The sequence below is a fragment of the Streptomyces sp. NPDC047315 genome (assembly GCF_040643215.1).
Lineage (GTDB): Bacteria > Actinomycetota > Actinomycetes > Streptomycetales > Streptomycetaceae > Streptomyces.
Map to the genome: position 1 here is coordinate 279,213 of NZ_JBEYTZ010000009.1, position 15,796 is coordinate 295,008.

General features: G+C 70.4%; 14 protein-coding genes, 1 tRNA gene and 1 pseudogene. 9 read left to right on the top strand and 7 right to left on the bottom strand.

Translation table 11 applies throughout. The features are described 5' to 3' along the window. Positions 1-432 carry a DUF2000 domain-containing protein gene (locus ABZ842_RS13435; RefSeq protein WP_361536349.1) on the bottom strand — a complete coding sequence of 144 codons (432 nt, stop codon included), beginning with the start codon at positions 430-432 and terminating at the stop codon, positions 1-3. Positions 433-700: 268 nt separating this feature from the next. Here ABZ842_RS13435 and ABZ842_RS13440 point away from each other — a divergent pair, with 268 nt between their 5' ends. Beyond that, a complete protein-coding gene (locus tag ABZ842_RS13440) occupies positions 701-841 on the top strand; it encodes a DLW-39 family protein (RefSeq protein ID WP_361536351.1) in 141 nt (46 codons plus the stop codon). A 128-nt stretch (positions 842-969) separates the two neighbouring features. On the opposite strand, the gene ABZ842_RS13445 is transcribed toward ABZ842_RS13440, so the two are convergent. Continuing rightward, positions 970-2,298 carry a serine/threonine-protein kinase gene (locus ABZ842_RS13445; protein ID WP_361536353.1) on the bottom strand — a complete coding sequence of 443 codons (1,329 nt, stop codon included), beginning with the start codon at positions 2,296-2,298 and terminating at the stop codon, positions 970-972. 135 nt (positions 2,299-2,433) lie between these two features. Then, on the bottom strand, positions 2,434-2,982 hold the full coding sequence (locus ABZ842_RS13450) for a DNA-binding protein (protein WP_361536355.1): 549 nt from the start codon (positions 2,980-2,982) through the stop codon (positions 2,434-2,436). Between the two features lie 201 nt (positions 2,983-3,183). Between ABZ842_RS13450 and ABZ842_RS13455 the strand changes: the two genes are divergently transcribed. Both ABZ842_RS13455 and ABZ842_RS13460 read left to right on the top strand, forming a co-directional pair. Then, positions 3,184-3,256, top strand: a tRNA-Ala gene (locus ABZ842_RS13455). A 339-nt stretch (positions 3,257-3,595) separates the two neighbouring features. Beyond that, the gene (locus ABZ842_RS13460) at positions 3,596-4,603 is read left to right on the top strand and encodes a hypothetical protein (protein ID WP_361536357.1); all 1,008 of its coding nucleotides are present in this window, start codon (positions 3,596-3,598) and stop codon (positions 4,601-4,603) included. 125 nt (positions 4,604-4,728) lie between these two features. Here ABZ842_RS13460 and ABZ842_RS13465 read toward each other — a convergent pair whose 3' ends face one another. Next, the gene (locus ABZ842_RS13465) at positions 4,729-4,929 is read right to left on the bottom strand and encodes a hypothetical protein (RefSeq protein WP_361536359.1); all 201 of its coding nucleotides are present in this window, start codon (positions 4,927-4,929) and stop codon (positions 4,729-4,731) included. Positions 4,930-5,245: 316 nt separating this feature from the next. Here ABZ842_RS13465 and ABZ842_RS13470 point away from each other — a divergent pair. The 3 genes and pseudogenes from ABZ842_RS13470 to ABZ842_RS13480 all read left to right on the top strand — a co-directional run. Continuing rightward, positions 5,246-7,129 (top strand): annotated as a pseudogene (locus tag ABZ842_RS13470) (BTAD domain-containing putative transcriptional regulator); the annotation flags it as partial. Between the two features lie 692 nt (positions 7,130-7,821). Next, the gene (gene speD / locus ABZ842_RS13475) at positions 7,822-8,202 is read left to right on the top strand and encodes an adenosylmethionine decarboxylase (protein WP_361536361.1); all 381 of its coding nucleotides are present in this window, start codon (positions 7,822-7,824) and stop codon (positions 8,200-8,202) included. A 169-nt stretch (positions 8,203-8,371) separates the two neighbouring features. Further along, positions 8,372-9,604 (top strand): cytochrome P450, encoded by a 1,233-nt coding sequence (locus ABZ842_RS13480; RefSeq protein ID WP_361536363.1) that lies wholly within the window; start codon positions 8,372-8,374, stop codon positions 9,602-9,604. On the opposite strand, the gene ABZ842_RS13485 is transcribed toward ABZ842_RS13480, so the two are convergent. Then, a complete protein-coding gene (locus tag ABZ842_RS13485; RefSeq protein WP_361536365.1) occupies positions 9,552-10,421 on the bottom strand; it encodes a 4'-phosphopantetheinyl transferase superfamily protein in 870 nt (289 codons plus the stop codon). The two genes, ABZ842_RS13480 and ABZ842_RS13485, sit on opposite strands and share 53 nt — an antisense overlap. Positions 10,422-10,530: 109 nt before the next feature. Between ABZ842_RS13485 and ABZ842_RS13490 the strand changes: the two genes are divergently transcribed. Further along, complete coding sequence (locus ABZ842_RS13490; protein ID WP_361536367.1) at positions 10,531-11,637, top strand: PIG-L family deacetylase; 1,107 nt, start codon at positions 10,531-10,533, stop codon at positions 11,635-11,637. Positions 11,638-11,671: 34 nt separating this feature from the next. Here the strand turns inward: ABZ842_RS13490 and ABZ842_RS13495 are convergent, their stop codons facing one another. After that, positions 11,672-12,391, bottom strand: a complete 720-nt coding sequence (locus ABZ842_RS13495) for a TetR/AcrR family transcriptional regulator C-terminal domain-containing protein (protein WP_361536369.1) — start codon at positions 12,389-12,391, stop codon at positions 11,672-11,674. Between the two features lie 485 nt (positions 12,392-12,876). On the opposite strand from ABZ842_RS13495, the gene ABZ842_RS13500 reads away from it, so the two are divergent. Together ABZ842_RS13500 and ABZ842_RS13505 are read left to right on the top strand one after the other, a co-directional pair. Beyond that, entirely contained in the window at positions 12,877-14,232 is a 1,356-nt protein-coding gene (locus ABZ842_RS13500; RefSeq protein WP_361536420.1) for an MFS transporter, read from the top strand. 233 nt (positions 14,233-14,465) lie between these two features. Beyond that, on the top strand, positions 14,466-14,846 hold the full coding sequence (locus tag ABZ842_RS13505; RefSeq protein ID WP_361536371.1) for a hypothetical protein: 381 nt from the start codon (positions 14,466-14,468) through the stop codon (positions 14,844-14,846). Positions 14,847-14,937: 91 nt separating this feature from the next. Here the strand turns inward: ABZ842_RS13505 and ABZ842_RS13510 are convergent, their stop codons facing one another. Continuing rightward, on the bottom strand, positions 14,938-15,726 hold the full coding sequence (locus ABZ842_RS13510) for an ABC transporter permease (protein ID WP_361536373.1): 789 nt from the start codon (positions 15,724-15,726) through the stop codon (positions 14,938-14,940). Between the last annotated feature and the right edge of the window lie 70 nt (positions 15,727-15,796).

The following is a 15,796-nucleotide window of genomic DNA, read 5'->3' on the forward strand; positions in this document are numbered from 1 at the left end:
TCACCCGTGCATGTGTGCACCTTTGAAGACCTTGTCGACCGCGTTCCTGGGGCCGTACACCGCCAGGCCCACCAGATCCAGCTGGCCGCGGGACACCGCGCGCACCGCGGCGCGGTTGTCGCGGTCGTTGCCGGTGGCGAAGAGGTCCGCGGTGAAGACGGAGCACGGCAGCGCGCGGGCCACGGCCCGTTCGTGCGCCCCGGTCAGCAGCTCCTTCCCGCCTTCGAAGACCAGCACGGGCTGCCGGAACATCGGCAGGTACGGGGTGTCGTCGGCGTCCGCGTACGGTTCGCCGATCACTTCCGGGCGGACCGTGCCGAGGCCGCTGACGAGGAAGGCGGTCACGTTGAGCCGCTGCCAGCCGGCCAGGTCGGTGCGGAGGAGTACGCCGATCTTGGTGTCGAAGCGCACGGGGGCGTCGTCGTTCGTCATGCGCCCAGCGTGCCGACGGGAGGCCCGGGTCTTCTTGTACGTTCCTGACGCGTACGTTCCTGATGCGTACGCACCCGTTGCGCACGTTCCCGACGCCGCCGGCCGGGCCGCGGACGGCACCTCGGGGTCGAACGCGGTATCTCGGGCGGCCGGCTGCTCGGGTGCAAGGGCACGCAGGTCACCGATCGGTATCGGTCGGTGTGTATAGTCGGGCGCCAGAAGTCCTCATTCGTCATACGCATACGTCAAGGAAAGACGAGGTCGCGCGGTGAAGAAGCTTCTCCTGGTCGCACTGGCCGCCATCGGCGGGCTCCTCGTGTACCGCCAGATCCAGGCGGATCGGGCTGAGCAGGACCTGTGGACGGAGGCGACCGACTCCGTGCCCGCAGGTTCGGGTTCGAGTGTCTGACACACAGCCGTTCTTCGAAAAGCCCCGGTTGCTCATTACGAAGCGACCGGGGCTTTCTGCTGCCCCCGCGCCCCCGTGCCCGTGCCCCCCGCGCCCGTCCCGCCGCGGACGTGCGGTGACGGTCACTGTCAGGCTTGGCCAAGCGCCCAGAAGCCCACGGCGAAGCAGATCAGGGCGAGGAGCAGCACCGGGATCGCGACCTTGGGCGGGGGCCCGGTGCGTTTGCGTCTGCGCTCGCGGCGACGGCGTTCGGCCCGGGAGAGCTGGGCCTGCGGCTGCGGTGCGGTGTACGGGCGCGTGGGCGGCGTCTCGTACGCGGCGCCGTACCGTACGGGCGCCGGCACGGGCGGCGGTGGCCGTACGGGCGGTGCCGGGGCAGGTGTGGGCGTAGGGGTGGGCGTGGGCTCCGGAGCCGGCGCGGCCAGGGGCGCGGGCGGGAGCGGAGGCGGGGGAGTCGGCGTGGGCGGCTGGCTCGGCGGCGGTGGCACCAGGAGTCCCGACGACGGCGACGAGAGCGGCGACGACTGCGGCGGTACGGGGGAGGGTGCGACGAGGGAGGGCGTGACGGGCACCCGGCCCGTCGGCCCGTTCGCTCCGAAGCCCGAAGGCAGCGGCTCCAGTTGGTCGAAGATCTCCACGGGCTCGTCGTCCGGCCCCGGGTCCGGCAGTGCGTCGACGGCCGCCAGCAGGGCCTTGCGGGCGCCCGCAGCGGAGCGGAAACGGTCCTCCGGGTCCGGCTGGAGCAGCCCCGCCAGCACCTGCCACAGCGGCTCGGGGATGCCGAGGGGCGCGCTCGGGGTGCCGTGCTCGTCGAAGTGGTCCACGAGCGCGCCGGCGTCCGGCTTCTGGCCCTGGAGGAGATAGAGCCCGACCAGGCCGACGGCGAAGAGGTCCGCGGGGAAGTCGGGTTCGGCGCCGGCCATCTGCTCGGGGGCGAAGTAGCCGGGCGTGCCGACCACGTAGTTCGCCTCGGTAAGCCGTGGCTCGCCCTTGCGCATGGAGATGCCGAAGTCGGACAGGCGCAGGTGCGGCCGGCCCGTACCGGTGGCTTCCATCAGGATGTTCGCCGGCTTGATGTCGCGGTGCACCACGCCTTCGGCGTGCACCGCGGAGAGCCCGGACAGCAACTGGTCGAGCAGGGTGCACACGTAGTGCGGGGGCAGGGGGCCGTAGTCGCCGATCACGTGGGCCAGCGAGCCGCCGCCCACCAGGTCCATGGTGAAGAGCACCTTGTCGTCGTCCGCGGCCCAGCTGGCGGGGGCGAGGACGTGCGGGTGGTCGATCCGGGTGGCCTGTTCGCGTACGAAGCGCAGCAGGGTGTGCGCGTCGCCCTGCTGGAGCACCTTGGCCGCGACGTAGCGGCGCCGCCGGTGGTCCCAGGCACGCCACACCGCGCCGACGCCACCGTGCCCGATCGGGTCGATCAGCTCGTACCGAGCGGCGAAGACCTCACCCATGGTGCCGTGCCCGCTCCTCGCTCCGTCATGAGGCGCTCGCGTCGCCCCGCGTCGCCTTGTCACTGCTGTGAGCTGCTGCTGTGAGCTTCTATGAGTCCGATCGGCCGGCGGATCCGGATCGACCGATCGACCGGGTCAGCTCTGGTGGGACTCGTAGTGCGCGACGGCCTCCGCGGTGCGCCCGGCGCCGTACACCCGGAGGAACTCTGCCAGCTCCGGGTGGGTGGGGGCGAGGGAGTCGGCGGCGTCGATGATGTCCCCGGCGGCCGACACGGACCGCAGCAACGACTGGATCTCCCGCACCACCCGGCGCACGGTCGGAGCGCCCGAGCTGCTGGTGGTCTGGCTGGTGCCGGTCAGCACGGACCCGCCCTGCGACTTCTTGATCTCGTCCATCCGTCCCGTCGCCTCCACCGCGCTCACGCTGCCGTCCGCGACCTGGCCCGCCAACTCCTGGAGCGCCTGCACCCGCTGTACGACCGCGGGGTTCCCGATCTTCGCCCGCTGGCCGCTCATCAGCTGGGACAGCATGGGCGCGGACAGCCCGAGCACGGCTGCGAGCCGGGCCTGGTTCAGCCCGAGGTCGTCTATGAGTCGTCGAAAGAGCGCGCCCAGCGGCTCTCCGTACCAGCTGCGCTGCAGCTCACGTGCTCTGGCGGTCGTCTCCTGCTGAGCGGCGTCCATGCGCGTCTCCCCATCGCTTCCCCATGCGGGGCTTCCCACGGCTGGCTTCGCTGCTGCGAACCACGCCGTGCATCTTACGGAGAGTGGTTGCGCATCGGGAGTCCCAATCCTTTTGCAGGATGGGCGGGGGGACCCGGTATTCTGGTGCGCGGCGACGGCCGGGGCGATGACTGCGTTCATCGGTCCCGTCTTCGTTGATCCGGGGCCTTAGCTCAGTTGGTAGAGCGCTGTCTTTGCATGGCAGATGTCAGGGGTTCGACTCCCCTAGGCTCCACCCAAGAAAAGCCTTCTGACCTGCGAGAACGTGAGTTGGGGGGCTTTTTTGGTGCGCGCGTATGTGCGCACGGTGCCCACCCGTGCGCACCAGCCGCCCCCGGGAGGCGCTCTTCGTGACACGGGGCCCTGTCGCCCTGTCGCCCTGTCGCCTCAAGGGCTGTCGGGGGCGGTGTGAGGTGGCTAGCCTGCTCGGGAGCAAGGAGTTCGGGACCGCACCTGAGCCACCGCTGAAGTCTTCTAGGCACGGAGCGTCGGAACGCGCCTTCGCCACCGCCTCTTTTCCGGATCTTCCTCCGTCGCCGGGGCGTCAGCGCCGCGGTGGCCGAAAGGCGTCCGCATGACCATTTACTGTCAGCACTCGAACCGTGGGAAGACGCAGATTCTGGCGGTCTACCAGCGAGGGGACGACACGGTGTCGTCGACCGTGACGAGCCTCAGTTCCGCCGCTCTTGCGGCCCCGATCGTCGACGCGCTCAATCGGATCTCGGCCCTCGCCACGGTCCCCCTAGGCCTCTTCGCCGAGCGAAGGGGGCGGATCGCCAGGTATCCCAGTGGACATCTGGCGGCGCTCACCGACCGGGCCGCGAGGGCCGATCTCCTCCGCGGAGCGCACAGCCTCTGGTACGAGTGGGTTTGCTGGGATCTTCACCAGGCGCTGGTCGACTTGGACGGGGCGGTCGAGGCCGCACCCCCTCCGATCCGGATCGCGATCGACGAGGAGCTGGAGACCGAGCAGCGTGAGCTGCGCGATGCGCTCGCCGAGTACTCGGAGGCGATCCCTGTGCCTCAGGGGAACCAGCGTTCCTGGGATTCCGGGTTCCCGTTCGTTCCGTACCGCGGTGGTATGCACCTGCTGACCGGTGAAACACGGAAGGGCTTGGACCGTCTCGAAGAAGGCGTCACCCCTGAGGAGCGGAAGACGGCGATTGCAGACCTGCGTCTGCTGATCACTGCCTTTGACCAGTGGTCGGCCGAGCAGGCGGACGACGGGATGTTCTCACTTGAGTACCCCGAGATCTTCGCCGAGCCCTACGACGCGGATCACCACTTCCTGACCGTCTCCGCGCCGGACCCGCAGGGAGAGGGCTTGGACGCCTGGCATGTCGAGGTGTGCCGGTGGGTTCCCGATGATCCCGAAGAAGAAGGGGAGGAGGAATACAGCAGCGCCACGGGGGAGCACCTCGTTCAGTGTGTGCTGCCCGCACCTCCGAGCGCCGATGTCCTCTCCGCGCTGCTGTCCAGGGTCTCGGCGGAGCCGGCAGTGCTCAAGGCGTGGGCTCAGACGAGCGTGGGGAGCCCCCTTGAGGGGACGACGTTGGTCGTCACCTCACGCCCGACCGAGTGACCTTGAGGCGTCCGTACGCGGAAACGGCAGGGGCCGCGCGGAATCCGCCAGCCCCTGCCGATCTTGCTGTCGCCGTCAGGTCTCTAGGAACCCGATCGCACTCCAGCCCCTTTCGCGAGCGGCAGTCAGGCGGTGGGGCCGGCCGTGACGTCGAGCGCGTAGATGATCACGGGGAGAACCCCGACGAGGCTGGCGAGCGCGCCGATCACGAGCGGTAGGCGAAGCGTGTGGCGCAGCGCTTTCACCAGGTGCGCGACCAGTGTGAAGAAGGCCAGCGTGATCAACACGCCGGCCAGGAGTTGGGTGGATGCGTCTGTGAGCTGCATAAAGCAACTTCTCCTTGCGGTCAGTGCCCAGTCCGATGGTGGAAACGGCCACGGCGACGTGGAGGACCGTCATCAGCCCTTGGCTAGAGGGCTCGGCACACCACTGACGCAGTAGCTGCTCTGACGGTAGCTCAAGAAGGGTTCCTGGCAATAGAGTTGCCGGAAAAGGCGTGACGAGGCTTCCCGGGAAGCCATCCTGGGATCCTCGTCAGCGCAGGTGCCATCGGACTGGGCACGTCCGTAAGAAGCACGTGTGTAAGTGTCACCGCCGGGGATATATGAACGATATACGTTGCATAGGAATCTTCCTCGGGCGCTGGGGGTGGGAGTGGGCGACGATGCCGTGGACTTCCATTTCAGCGTGCTAGGGCCGGTGCGTGCTTGGCGTGCCGGGGAGCTGCTTCCGTTGGGTACTCCACAGCAGCGGGCCCTGTTCACGGCGCTGCTGCTGCGGGACGGGCGTACGGCCACCTCCCATGAGCTGATCGACGCGATCTGGGGCGACGAGCCGCCGCGACGGGCCCTTGCCGTCGCGCGTACGTATGCGTCGCGGCTGCGCAAGGTGCTCTCGGAGGAGATCGTCGTCGGCGAGGCGGGCGGCTACGCGGTGCGGATGGAGCGGGGTGTCCTCGACCTATCCGTGGCGCGGGAACTGGCTCTTGCCGCGGAGAAGGTGCGTGCCGCGGGTGATCTGACGCAGGCGAGACGGCTGCTGAACAAGTCCTTGGGGATGTGGGACGGCGAACCGCTCGCCGGTGTTCCGGGGCCCTATGCCCAGGCCCAACGTGGCCGGCTGGAGGAGTGGCGACTCCAGCTGCTGGAGACCCGGATCCAGTTGGACCTGGAGATGGGTGCGCATGCGGATGCGGTGTCCGAGCTGACCGCGCTCACCGCGGCGCACCCGCTGCGGGAGCAGTTGCGCGGGCTGCTGATGCTCGCGCTCTACCGTGGCGGTCGGCAGGCCGAGGCGCTGGCGGTGTACGCGGACACCCGACGGTTGCTCGCCGAGGAGCTGGGCGTCGATCCCAATCCGGAGCTGGAGCACTTGCAGGTGCGCATCCTGCGAGCCGACCGTGCACTCGGGCATTCCGGGGAAGGCGATCCGTCCCCCCTTGGGGCGTCGGCCATGCTGTCCCAACTCCCTTCGCCGACTGTGACCTTCTTCGAGACGTTGCCCAGACCGGCTCAACTCCCTGCGCCAGCGGTACCCTTCGTCGGCAGGGCGTCATCGATACGCGAACTGACCGATTGGTTCACCGGGGCCGGTGCTCCCGTCGGGGCCGTGGCCGCGCTGAGCGGGTTGGGCGGCGTGGGCAAGACCGCGCTCGCGGTGCACACCGCCCATGAGTTGCGTCAGCACTTCCCCGACGGACAGCTCTTCGCCGACCTCCGCGGCGATGGGCCCAGCCCTGCTGCACCGGGGACGGTGCTCGCTTCGTTCCTACGCGCCTTGGGCACCCCGGACGCCCTGATCCCCGAGTCCGTCGAGGACCGAACGGCCTTGTACCGATCGACCCTTTCGGTCCGTCGTGTCCTGGTGGTGCTCGACGGTGCCCGGGACGCCGCCCAGGTACGGCCGTTGCTGCCCGGCTCGGTGGGCTCGGCGGCGCTGGTCACCAGCCGGGCGAGGATGGTCGGCCTGGACAACGCCCACCTCGTCGACCTGGACGTCATGTCCGTTCAGGAAGCTCTGCAGCTCTTCACGAGCGTCGTCGGCCAGGAGCGCGGCACCGTGGAGCGTGAGGCCGCTCTCGACGTGGTGGCGGCCTGCGGATTTCTGCCGTTGGCGATCCGCATCGCGGCTTCCCGGCTCCTGGCGCGCCGCACCTGGACCGTCTCCACACTGGCCGCCCGGCTTGCGGACGGACGCCGCCGGCTGGGCGAACTCCAGGCCGGAGACATCACCGTGAACATGGTCTTTGAACTCAGCTACGCGCGTCTGCGGCCGGACCAGGCGCGCGCGTTCCGGCTAGCCAGTCTGGTGCGCGGCCCCGAGATTCCGCTGGCGGCGGCAGCCGCGGCTCTGGCGCTGTCGCCCCAGCAGGCCGAGGACCTGATGGAAAGCCTCGTTGACGTATCGCTGTTGGAGTCGCCGAGCCCCGCTCACTACCGGTACCCGGACCTCGTTCGGCTCCACGCCCGAGCCTGCGCCGAACGGGACGAGACCCCGGAGGAGGTCGAAGCCGCGCTCTCGCGACTGTCCGGCTCCTCGTTCTCTGCCGGCGCCGGTGCTGCCGAATCAGATGCAGCTAGCGCGGTCGGTGGCCACCACGGCCGGTTCGATCAGCGCGGTGCGGATGCCGAACGGCTCGGTCTCCAGGGCGGCGAGAAGTCTGGACGGTCATCGGGCCTGACGTGAAACGGAATGGATGCCGGGTCCATGAGCTCCGAATCCGGGCCTTAATCACCGATGATCCCCATCAGTTCCATGCCATTTCTCTTTGCGGCTTCCTTGGTTAGGAAAATTTTCTTCTTCGTTAAGCCGCTTCTGCTGGCTCAAGGAAACGTTTCGTGAGGTTCTTCTCCGCCTTTGGTCGGCGATCATGCGTGCAAGGGGCGCAGATCGTTTCGCCCCCTGCGTCCGGCGCGATTGAGCATATTGATCATGGCCGGAGGGTGTCGGTGCGGACTCTGTGAGGGGGTGTGGCGAGAGTCGCAGCTGAGCCCGATACGCGCCGGTTACGGGGCCGTTGCCAGGGCTCGCGCGGGTCGGCTCCGGGCCCGGGGCCGACGTTCGTGGCGCGCGGAGGACATTAGTCAGATGCTATTCTGGTCAGGCTGGGCACTGAGATCTGGTATCGCCGGACATCTAGTGGCGGCGGAGACCAGAGTTCATCCACGTGAAAGGAGACGGGGGTAAGGGTCCGTAAGCCCCTGCTTCCCTGAAACGCCATGAATAACCCGTCTGACCTCGCTACCGAAGGTATAAACGCCGACGACCTGTGCTCTTACGCGGTCGACGTATGGGTTAGTGACCACAGCATCCTCACCGACGAGCAGCGGCTTCTCGAAGTCCTGCGTACTGCTGCGGAAAAGGGAAACGCAAAGGTCCTCGGTGAGTCTTCCCACGTATTTCCCAATGGGGCCGTGACGGCGATTCTGCTGCTTTCCGCCTCGCACCTCAGCATTCACACCTGGCCCGAGTACAGCCTGGCCAACGTCGACCTGCTGGCCTACGGTCGGCTCAACGGGGAGCGGATGATGGAGAGCGTCGAGCTCGGGCTCTCCCCCACGAAGATCAACGTGACCCGGATGCTGCGCGCCGTGCACTGACGTCGTGCACTGACACCACGCACTGAGGCCGGCTGGCTCGTACGGCTGTTCCGCGCCGTTCTCTCGGTTTCTGGTGGACTTTCTCCGTCGGCGCGGTGCGGTCCGTCCCCCGGGTGGGGAGAACGCGGTCGTGGATACCGCATCGACAGACAGTGCCCGCCGGGACCGCGTGCCCGTTCCGTTGCCCGACGCCTTCGGCCTCGACCCCTCCCCGACGCTCCGTCGGCTCCAGGAAGAGGCGCCGGTGGTGCCCGCCCGGACCGTGAACGGGCACGACGTGTGGCTGGTGACGCGCTACGCCGACGTGAAGAGCGTGCTGTCCGACCCCCGCTTCTCCCGTGCGGAGGTGGTGCGGCCCGGACGGCCGCACGCCGCCGCCACCGCGCCCCGCAACAACACGCTGCCCGCGATGGACCCGCCCGAGCACACCCGGCTGCGCGGTCTGGTCACGGCGTCCTTCGCGCACCGCAGGATCGAGCGGATGCGGGAGTGGGTGCGTCAGCAGGCGGAGCGGTGTGTTGACGAGTTGGTGGCTGCCGGTGCTCCGGCGGACCTCCAACTGCACCTCGCCACGCGGCTGCCGTTGCGGGTGATCTGCGAACTGCTGGGCGCACCGGTGGCGGACGAGCCCGCGATCCGGGGGTGGACCGAGGTCATGTACAGCCTCGAACCGGACACGGCCCGGGCCGGGAACGACGCGTACGACGCCCTCCTCACGTACATGGCCGCCCTGGTCGAGGAGAAGGAGCGGGTGCTGGCCCGACCGGAGGCCGAGCCCGTCGACCTGTTGGGCGAACTGCTGCGGACGTCGAAGGACAGCGACCGCATCAGCCACGACGAGCTGGTGCACTTCGGCGTGACGATGCTCGTCGGAGGGTACGAGACGACCGCCAACCAGATCGGCGCCTTCGTCATCGACCTGCTGCGGCGGCCCGCTCGCTGGGAAGCGCTGCGGGCCGAACCGGACCTCGTGCCCGACGCGGTTGAGGAGTTGCTCCGTAGCAACATGCTCAGCGAGACCGGGCAGGTCCGCGTCGCCCTGGAGGACGTGGAACTCTCCGGCACGCTGATCCGGGCAGGTGAGGGCGTGATGGCCCACATCGGCGCCGCCAACCGCGACGCGGACGTCTTCACCGCCCCCGACGAGATCGACTTCCGGCGCGCCGAGTCGACGCACCTCACCTTCGGGCACGGCATCCACTACTGCCTTGGCGCGCACCTGGCCCGGGTCGAACTGCAAGAGGCGCTCGGGGTGCTGCTGCGCCGGCTGCCCGGGCTGCGGCTGGCGGTCCCGGCGGAGGACGTCGTATGGCGGCGCAGCCTGCTGCGCGGGCCGCAGGCCGTCCCCGTCACCTGGGAGGTCGTACGTCCCGGAGCGCGGGACCCGCGTCCCGCTCCCTGAGCGCGACGCCGCCGCGCCCGATGACGCAGACCGCGGCCGGGTGGCGTCCCAGGACCACCGTGTCGGCCATGCTCAGCTCGTGGGGGAGGCCGTCGCGTTCGGGCCACCCGACGACCTCGGGGTGCTGCTCGGGGGCGGAGACCTCCAACTGCCGCAGCGGTACGTGCAGGCCCGTGCCCCACGCCTTGAGCACCGCTTCTTTGCGGACCCAGTAGCGCAGGAAGGCGCCGGGGAGGTCGGCCCGCGGGCGGTCGTGCAGCGCGGCCAACTCGGTGGCGGTCAGTACGCGCGGGGCGAGGACGGCCACGTTCCGCGCGCTGCCCTCGCGATCACCGTTGCTGCCGGCGACGGCACCGGCACCGGCGCTGCCGAATTGCGCGATTTCCTCGACGTCGAGGCCGACCTCGGCGCCGTGGCAGAAGGCCACCCCGACCGTGTCGCCGCCGTGGGTGACCGAGAAGCGGACGTCCGCGGTGGGCGGGGTGCGGTCCCGGTCGAGCGCGACCTTGCCGTGCGGACCGCCGCAGCGCGGACAGACCCGTTTCAGGGGGACATCGGCCGCCGGCAGCCCGAGCCGCCCGCCGAGCACGAGCCGGCTCACGGCGCAGCCCACGAGGAAGCGCCGTGCGCTCGCGGGGTCGGTCGTCGCCGCGTATCTGGCTCGCTCCACCTGGTCGAGCAGGGAGACGAGACCGTCGTGCGCGTCTTCGGCGCGGGCCCACCACACCTCGACGGCCCGCGGCCCGTCACCCGCGTCCGTGCCCGCTTCCGTCACGGAGCGGTCGTCGTCGCACTGCGAGCCCGGGCGAGTACGCACACGCTCCGCCCTTCCCGTACGAGCCGGTGACGGCCGTCGCACGCGCGCCGTTGCGCCGGCCCTTGGGATCATCGTTTCATGAGGAAGGGGTGCCTTACACTCCGGAGGCATGTCACGACACCCCGTCAGGTCCTTGTCAAGGCGGCTGCCCAAGGCGCTCGCCCCGAGCGATCGGCCGACGAGGCTGCCGCACGTGGAGTTCGACGCTTCGGCAGTGCGCTTCCTCGGTGACGCGGTCGACCCCGACGTCTTCCCCGTCTCGGCGGCGGAGCTGTGGCACACCTGCGACGGCAGTCGCCCACTGGACTCCTGGGAGCCGGCGGACCGCGAGCGAATAGCCCGCTGGCACGCGGCCGGTCTGGTGGTCGCGGTGCCGGCCCCGCGGACGGCGCCGGTGCGGGCGCTGACCTTCCTCTCCCCCCATCCCGACGACGCGCAACTCGCCCTGGGCAGCACGGTGTTCCGGTTCGGCGGGCGCGTCGTCGACGTCTTCTCGGACGAGACCTGGACGCGTCGCCCGTACTACCGGGAACGGCCCGCGCTCGCCTCCCGCATGCTGATCGAGGAGGAGCGGGTGTCGTGCCGGGTGCTCGGCGCGGGGCTGACCCTGCTGGGCCATCTGGACGGCGAGAGCCGGCCCGCCTGGCGCGACGGGTTCCTGCTGGGGGCGGAGTCGACGGTCGACGTGCGGCGGGCGGAGCCGGAGCTGTTCGAACGGGTCGTCCTCGACCTGGCGCGGGAGCTCGCCGACCCCTCCCTCGTGCTCGTGCCGCTCGCGGTGGGCGGGCACGTCGACCACGTCGTGACCCGCGAGGCCGTGTGCGAGCTGGTGGTCCGGGGGGCCGTGGCGCCCGAGCGGATCGTGTTCTACGAGGACATGCCGTACTCGCTGTTCGGCGATCCGCAGGCCGACGCCGACCGGCTGGCAGCGGTGCTGTCCGGCCGGCCGTCCGGCCCGTGGGGCGGGTGCGCGCTGACCCCGGTGCTCGTTCCGGGGTCGGCCCTCTCCACCGAGGCCAAGCGGGAGGCCCTGTGGCCCTACCGGCTCCAGGTCATGGAGCCGATCACCAACCGGATCGTCCGTTACGGGCGGGGGCTCGGCGCCGACGGGCCGGCCGCGGGCACGAACGCGACCGCGGGCGGGTTCGCCGAGCGCGTCTGGGCGCCCGCGGAGTCCGTCGCGGCGGTACGGGAACTCGCCGCCTGCGCCACGTAGCCCGTACCCCGTAGTCGGTCTTCGGTTCTCGTGTTCAGTCGTCGGCCGGGCGCGCGCCGATGCCGTCGAGCAGGAACGCCAGCCCGGTCGCGAAGTTGGCGTCCCAGTCGTCGTCGGCGATGTAGTTGTTCGCGGCGACGGTCGGGTACTGCTCGCGCCGCTCCGCCAGATACGCCCGGCCGGCCTCCGCCTCCTCCGCGGAGAGCTGGAGGTTCGACTGCACGGCAGTGGACCCCATCACGTGGTTGTAGAGGACCCACGTCGCCGCGTTGAGCCGGGTGCCGCTCAGTCCGGCGCGCTCCAGCGCGGACTGGAGGAACTCCATCCAGGCCAGGAAGTTCGGGCCGAGCAGCGGTCGTTGACGAGCCGGCACCGAGGCCGCCCAGGGGTGCCGGAGCAGGGCCCGGCGCCAGCCGTCGAGCAGCGTGGTGACGTCGTCGCGCGGGCTCGCGCCGTGGCGGTCCGGGACGGCGGTCTCGCCGAAGATCGCGTCCACGGCTAGGTCGACCACGTCGTCCTTGGTCGCCACGTGCCAGTACAGCGTGGTGGCGCCCGACTGGAGGCGTTCGGCCAGCCGGCGCATCGTCAGCCGGTCCATGCCCTCCTCGTCGAGGAGCGCGACGGCGGCGTCGACGATGCGCTCACGGGTGAGCGGGGGCTCTCCCTTCTTCGCGCGCGTGGGTCGGATCCAGACGTTTCCCGGCTGGTGGCCCGGCGTGCTTCTCCTGCGCTCTCCGGCAGCGATGACGTTCACCTCCAGTCGACGCGCATCGGGGTGCTGCGCGTCGTCGCGGACGAGTTTTGCACGGTCGGCGCGGTGCGCCGCGCCGCGTGCCGGCTTCCGGGGAGCCAGCCGCAGCGACGGGCCCGCCAGCCGGCTGGTCGGCGCCGTCCGCTGGCTGGATATCGCCCTTTCGCGGGCCCGACCGGGGCGCGGGGATGCAGTACCTTTGGCCGCCGCTAGATCAGTGTTCGAGTGAGTCGACCAATGTGCGAGAGGTCGGCGGACGGCGAGGAGGACGCACGGTGACCGAGACGCACGAGAGGGATGAGAGGCATGGGGAGCGTGGGAAGCACGGGCCACGACAGGACGACGGCGGGATAGGCGCGGGCGGAAGCGCGGGCGGGAGTAAGGGCAGCGGGTCGGACGCCGGGCGAGCACCGGACTCCGCGGGCACCCCGGCTGCTGCCCCGGCACGGCGCTGGTGGGCCCTGCCCGTGGTGAGCCTCGCCCAACTGATGGTCGTCCTGGACGTGACCATCGTGAACATCGCCCTGCCGTCGGCCCAGGGCGCCCTGGGCATCAGCGACACCGACCGGCACTGGGCGGTGACGGCGTACGCCCTGGCCTTCGGCGGTCTGCTGCTGGTCGGCGGCCGGGTGTCCAGCGCGCTGGGGCATCGACGGGCCTTCGCCGTCGGGCTCGTCGGGTTCGCGCTCGCCTCGGTGCTCGGCGGTGCGGCGGACGACGCGGCCGTGCTCTTCGCCGCCCGCGCCGCCCAGGGCGTCTGCGCCGCGCTGCTGGCCCCGGCGGCGCTCTCGCTGCTGGTGCTGACCTTCCCCGACGGGGCGGAGCGGGCGCGGGCGTTCGGGGTGTTCGCCGGCGTCGGCGCCGGTGGCGCGGCCCTCGGCCTGGTGGCCGGCGGACTGCTCACCGAGTACGCCGACTGGCGCTGGTGCCTCTACATCAACGTGCCCATGGCCGCACTCGCCCTGCTCGGCGTCCCGCTGGTGCGGCGGGACCGGCCGAGCGGCGACCTGCGCCGGCTCGACGTCCCCGGGGCGCTGCTCAGCACGGCCGGGCTCGTCGCGCTGGTCTACGGGTTCACGGAGGCCGAGCCGCGCGGCTGGGACGACCCGAGGGTGCTCGCCCTGCTCGGCGGCGGCGCCCTGCTGCTGGGGCTGTTCGTCCGGGTGGAGGCGGTGTCGCGACAACCGCTGCTGCCGCTGCGGATCCCGGCCCATCGGGCGCGCGGCACCGCGTTCGTCTCCGTCTTCGTGATGTACGTGTCGATGTTCGGCTTCTACCTCTTCCTGAGCTACTACACCCAGACGGTGCTCGGGTACTCCCCCGTCAAGGCGGGGCTGACGCTGCTGGTCAACGCGGTGAGCACCACGGTCGGCGCGATGGTGGTCGCCCAGCGGCTGCACGGGCGGCTCGCACCGGGCCGGCTGATCGGCGGCAGCCTGCTCTCCGCCGCCCTCGGCATGCTGGTCCTCACCCAACTGGAGGTGGACAGCGCACAGGTCTTTCTCGTTTTCCTCACGCCGTCGATGGTGCTGACCGGGCTCGGCCTCGGCTGTCTGCTGGCGGTGGCGACGAACCGGGCGACGGTGGAGTTGGCGCCGGCCGAAGCGGGCGTGGCCTCCGCGGCGTACAACACCGTGCAGCAGATGGGCGCGGCCTTCGGCACCGCGCTGCTGAACTCCATCGCCACCGGTGCCACCGCGACGTATCTGGCGGAGCACGGGCCGGGCGCGTTGAAGGCCGGGACGGTGCACGGCTACGCGACGGCCCTGTGGGTGGCCTTCGGGATCCTGGCCGGTGGGTCCCTGCTGGTGACCCTGCTCTCCCGCGACCGTGCTCGCTCGTGAGCGTGCTCCCTCATGACACTGGCCTTCTTGTGACCGTGGTCTCCCGCGGCGGCGCGGCCGGGCTGCGGCGCGTAGCCCGGGCAGCCGCGCCCCGGATGCCGGGGGGCGGGTGACGCGGCAGGGTGGCGATGAGCAGTGCGTCCGTTCCGGATCGGGGCCACTTCCGTGCCGGACCGGGACCACGTCCGAAGACCCACCCGCGCGGAGCACCGTCGCGCAGACAAGGACTGGCCATGGCCGTGACCCTCCACCGGCGCCCGCAACCGTGTCCCGACCGGTGCCTTCCGCGGCGCCGGCGGCTCGTCGGCGGGGCGGGGGCGGCGCTCCTGGTCGTTGTGCTCGCGGGCTGCTCAGGGCTGGGGCGTACGGCCGTGGGTCCCATGGACTACGAGACGGAGCGGGCGGTCCATGTGAAGGTGAACAGCCCCCTGGTGACGGGGTGCCACAAGCTGGGCCCAAACGGGGCGGTGTCGGTCGAGAACGGCACCCTGGTCGACGTGCTGATGTATCCCAGCGAGGACTGCTCCGGTGCCTCGATCTATGTGGCGACCATGACGTCCGATGTGATCGCCCCCGGTGCGGGCCCCTGGCGGAGCTACGGCTTTGTGCACTGAGCACGCGATCGGGGATGCTCCACGTTTCACGTGAAACATCCCCGATCTGCGTGGGACGAGCTGCTGGCCGCACCCCGTGGGCCACGGGCGCTTACTTCGGGTCGCGGTTGAAGAGCGACTTGGACCAGACGTAACCGAGCACCGCCAGCGCCACGCACCAGGCCACGGCCAGCCATCCGTTGTGGCCGATCTCGGTGCCGAGCAGCAGTCCGCGCAGGGTCTCGATGGCGGGGGTGAAGGGCTGGTACTCGGCGATCGGCTGGAACCAGCCCGGCATCGCGTCGACCGGAACGAAGGCGCTTCCCAGCATCGGCAGCAGCATCAGCGGCAGGGCGTTGTTGCTGGCCGCCTCGACGTTCGGGCTGGACAGCCCCATCCCGACGGCGACCCAGGTCAGCGCGAGGGAGACGAGAGCCAGCAGTCCGAAGGCGAGGATCCACTCCAGGACGGTGGCGTCGGTGGAGCGGAAGCCGATCGCCACGGCGACGGCGCCGACGAGGGTCACGCTCATCACGCACTGCAACACGCTGCCGATGACGTGCCCGATGAGCACGGATCCGCGGTGGATGGCCATGGTGCGGAAGCGGGCGATGATGCCTTCGTTCATGTCCATCGCGATCGACACCGCGCTGCCGATCGTGGTGCCGCCGATGGTCAGCATGAGGATGCCGGGGAAGACGTACGCGAGGTAGTCGGACCGGTCGCCGCCGCCTCCGATGCCGGCGCTCATCGCACCGCCGAAGATGTAGACGAAGACCAGCAGCAGCATGACCGGCGTGAGCAGCAGGTTCAGCGTCAAGGACGGATACCGGCGCATGTGGAGCAGGTTGCGGCGGAGCATGGTGGTTGAGTCGCGTACGGCGTGGGTGAGGGTGCTCATCGGGTGGTCTCCTTCGGCTGGTTCTGCTGACCGGCTTGGGTGGGGTGGGTGTTGGTGGTGAGGGCGAAGA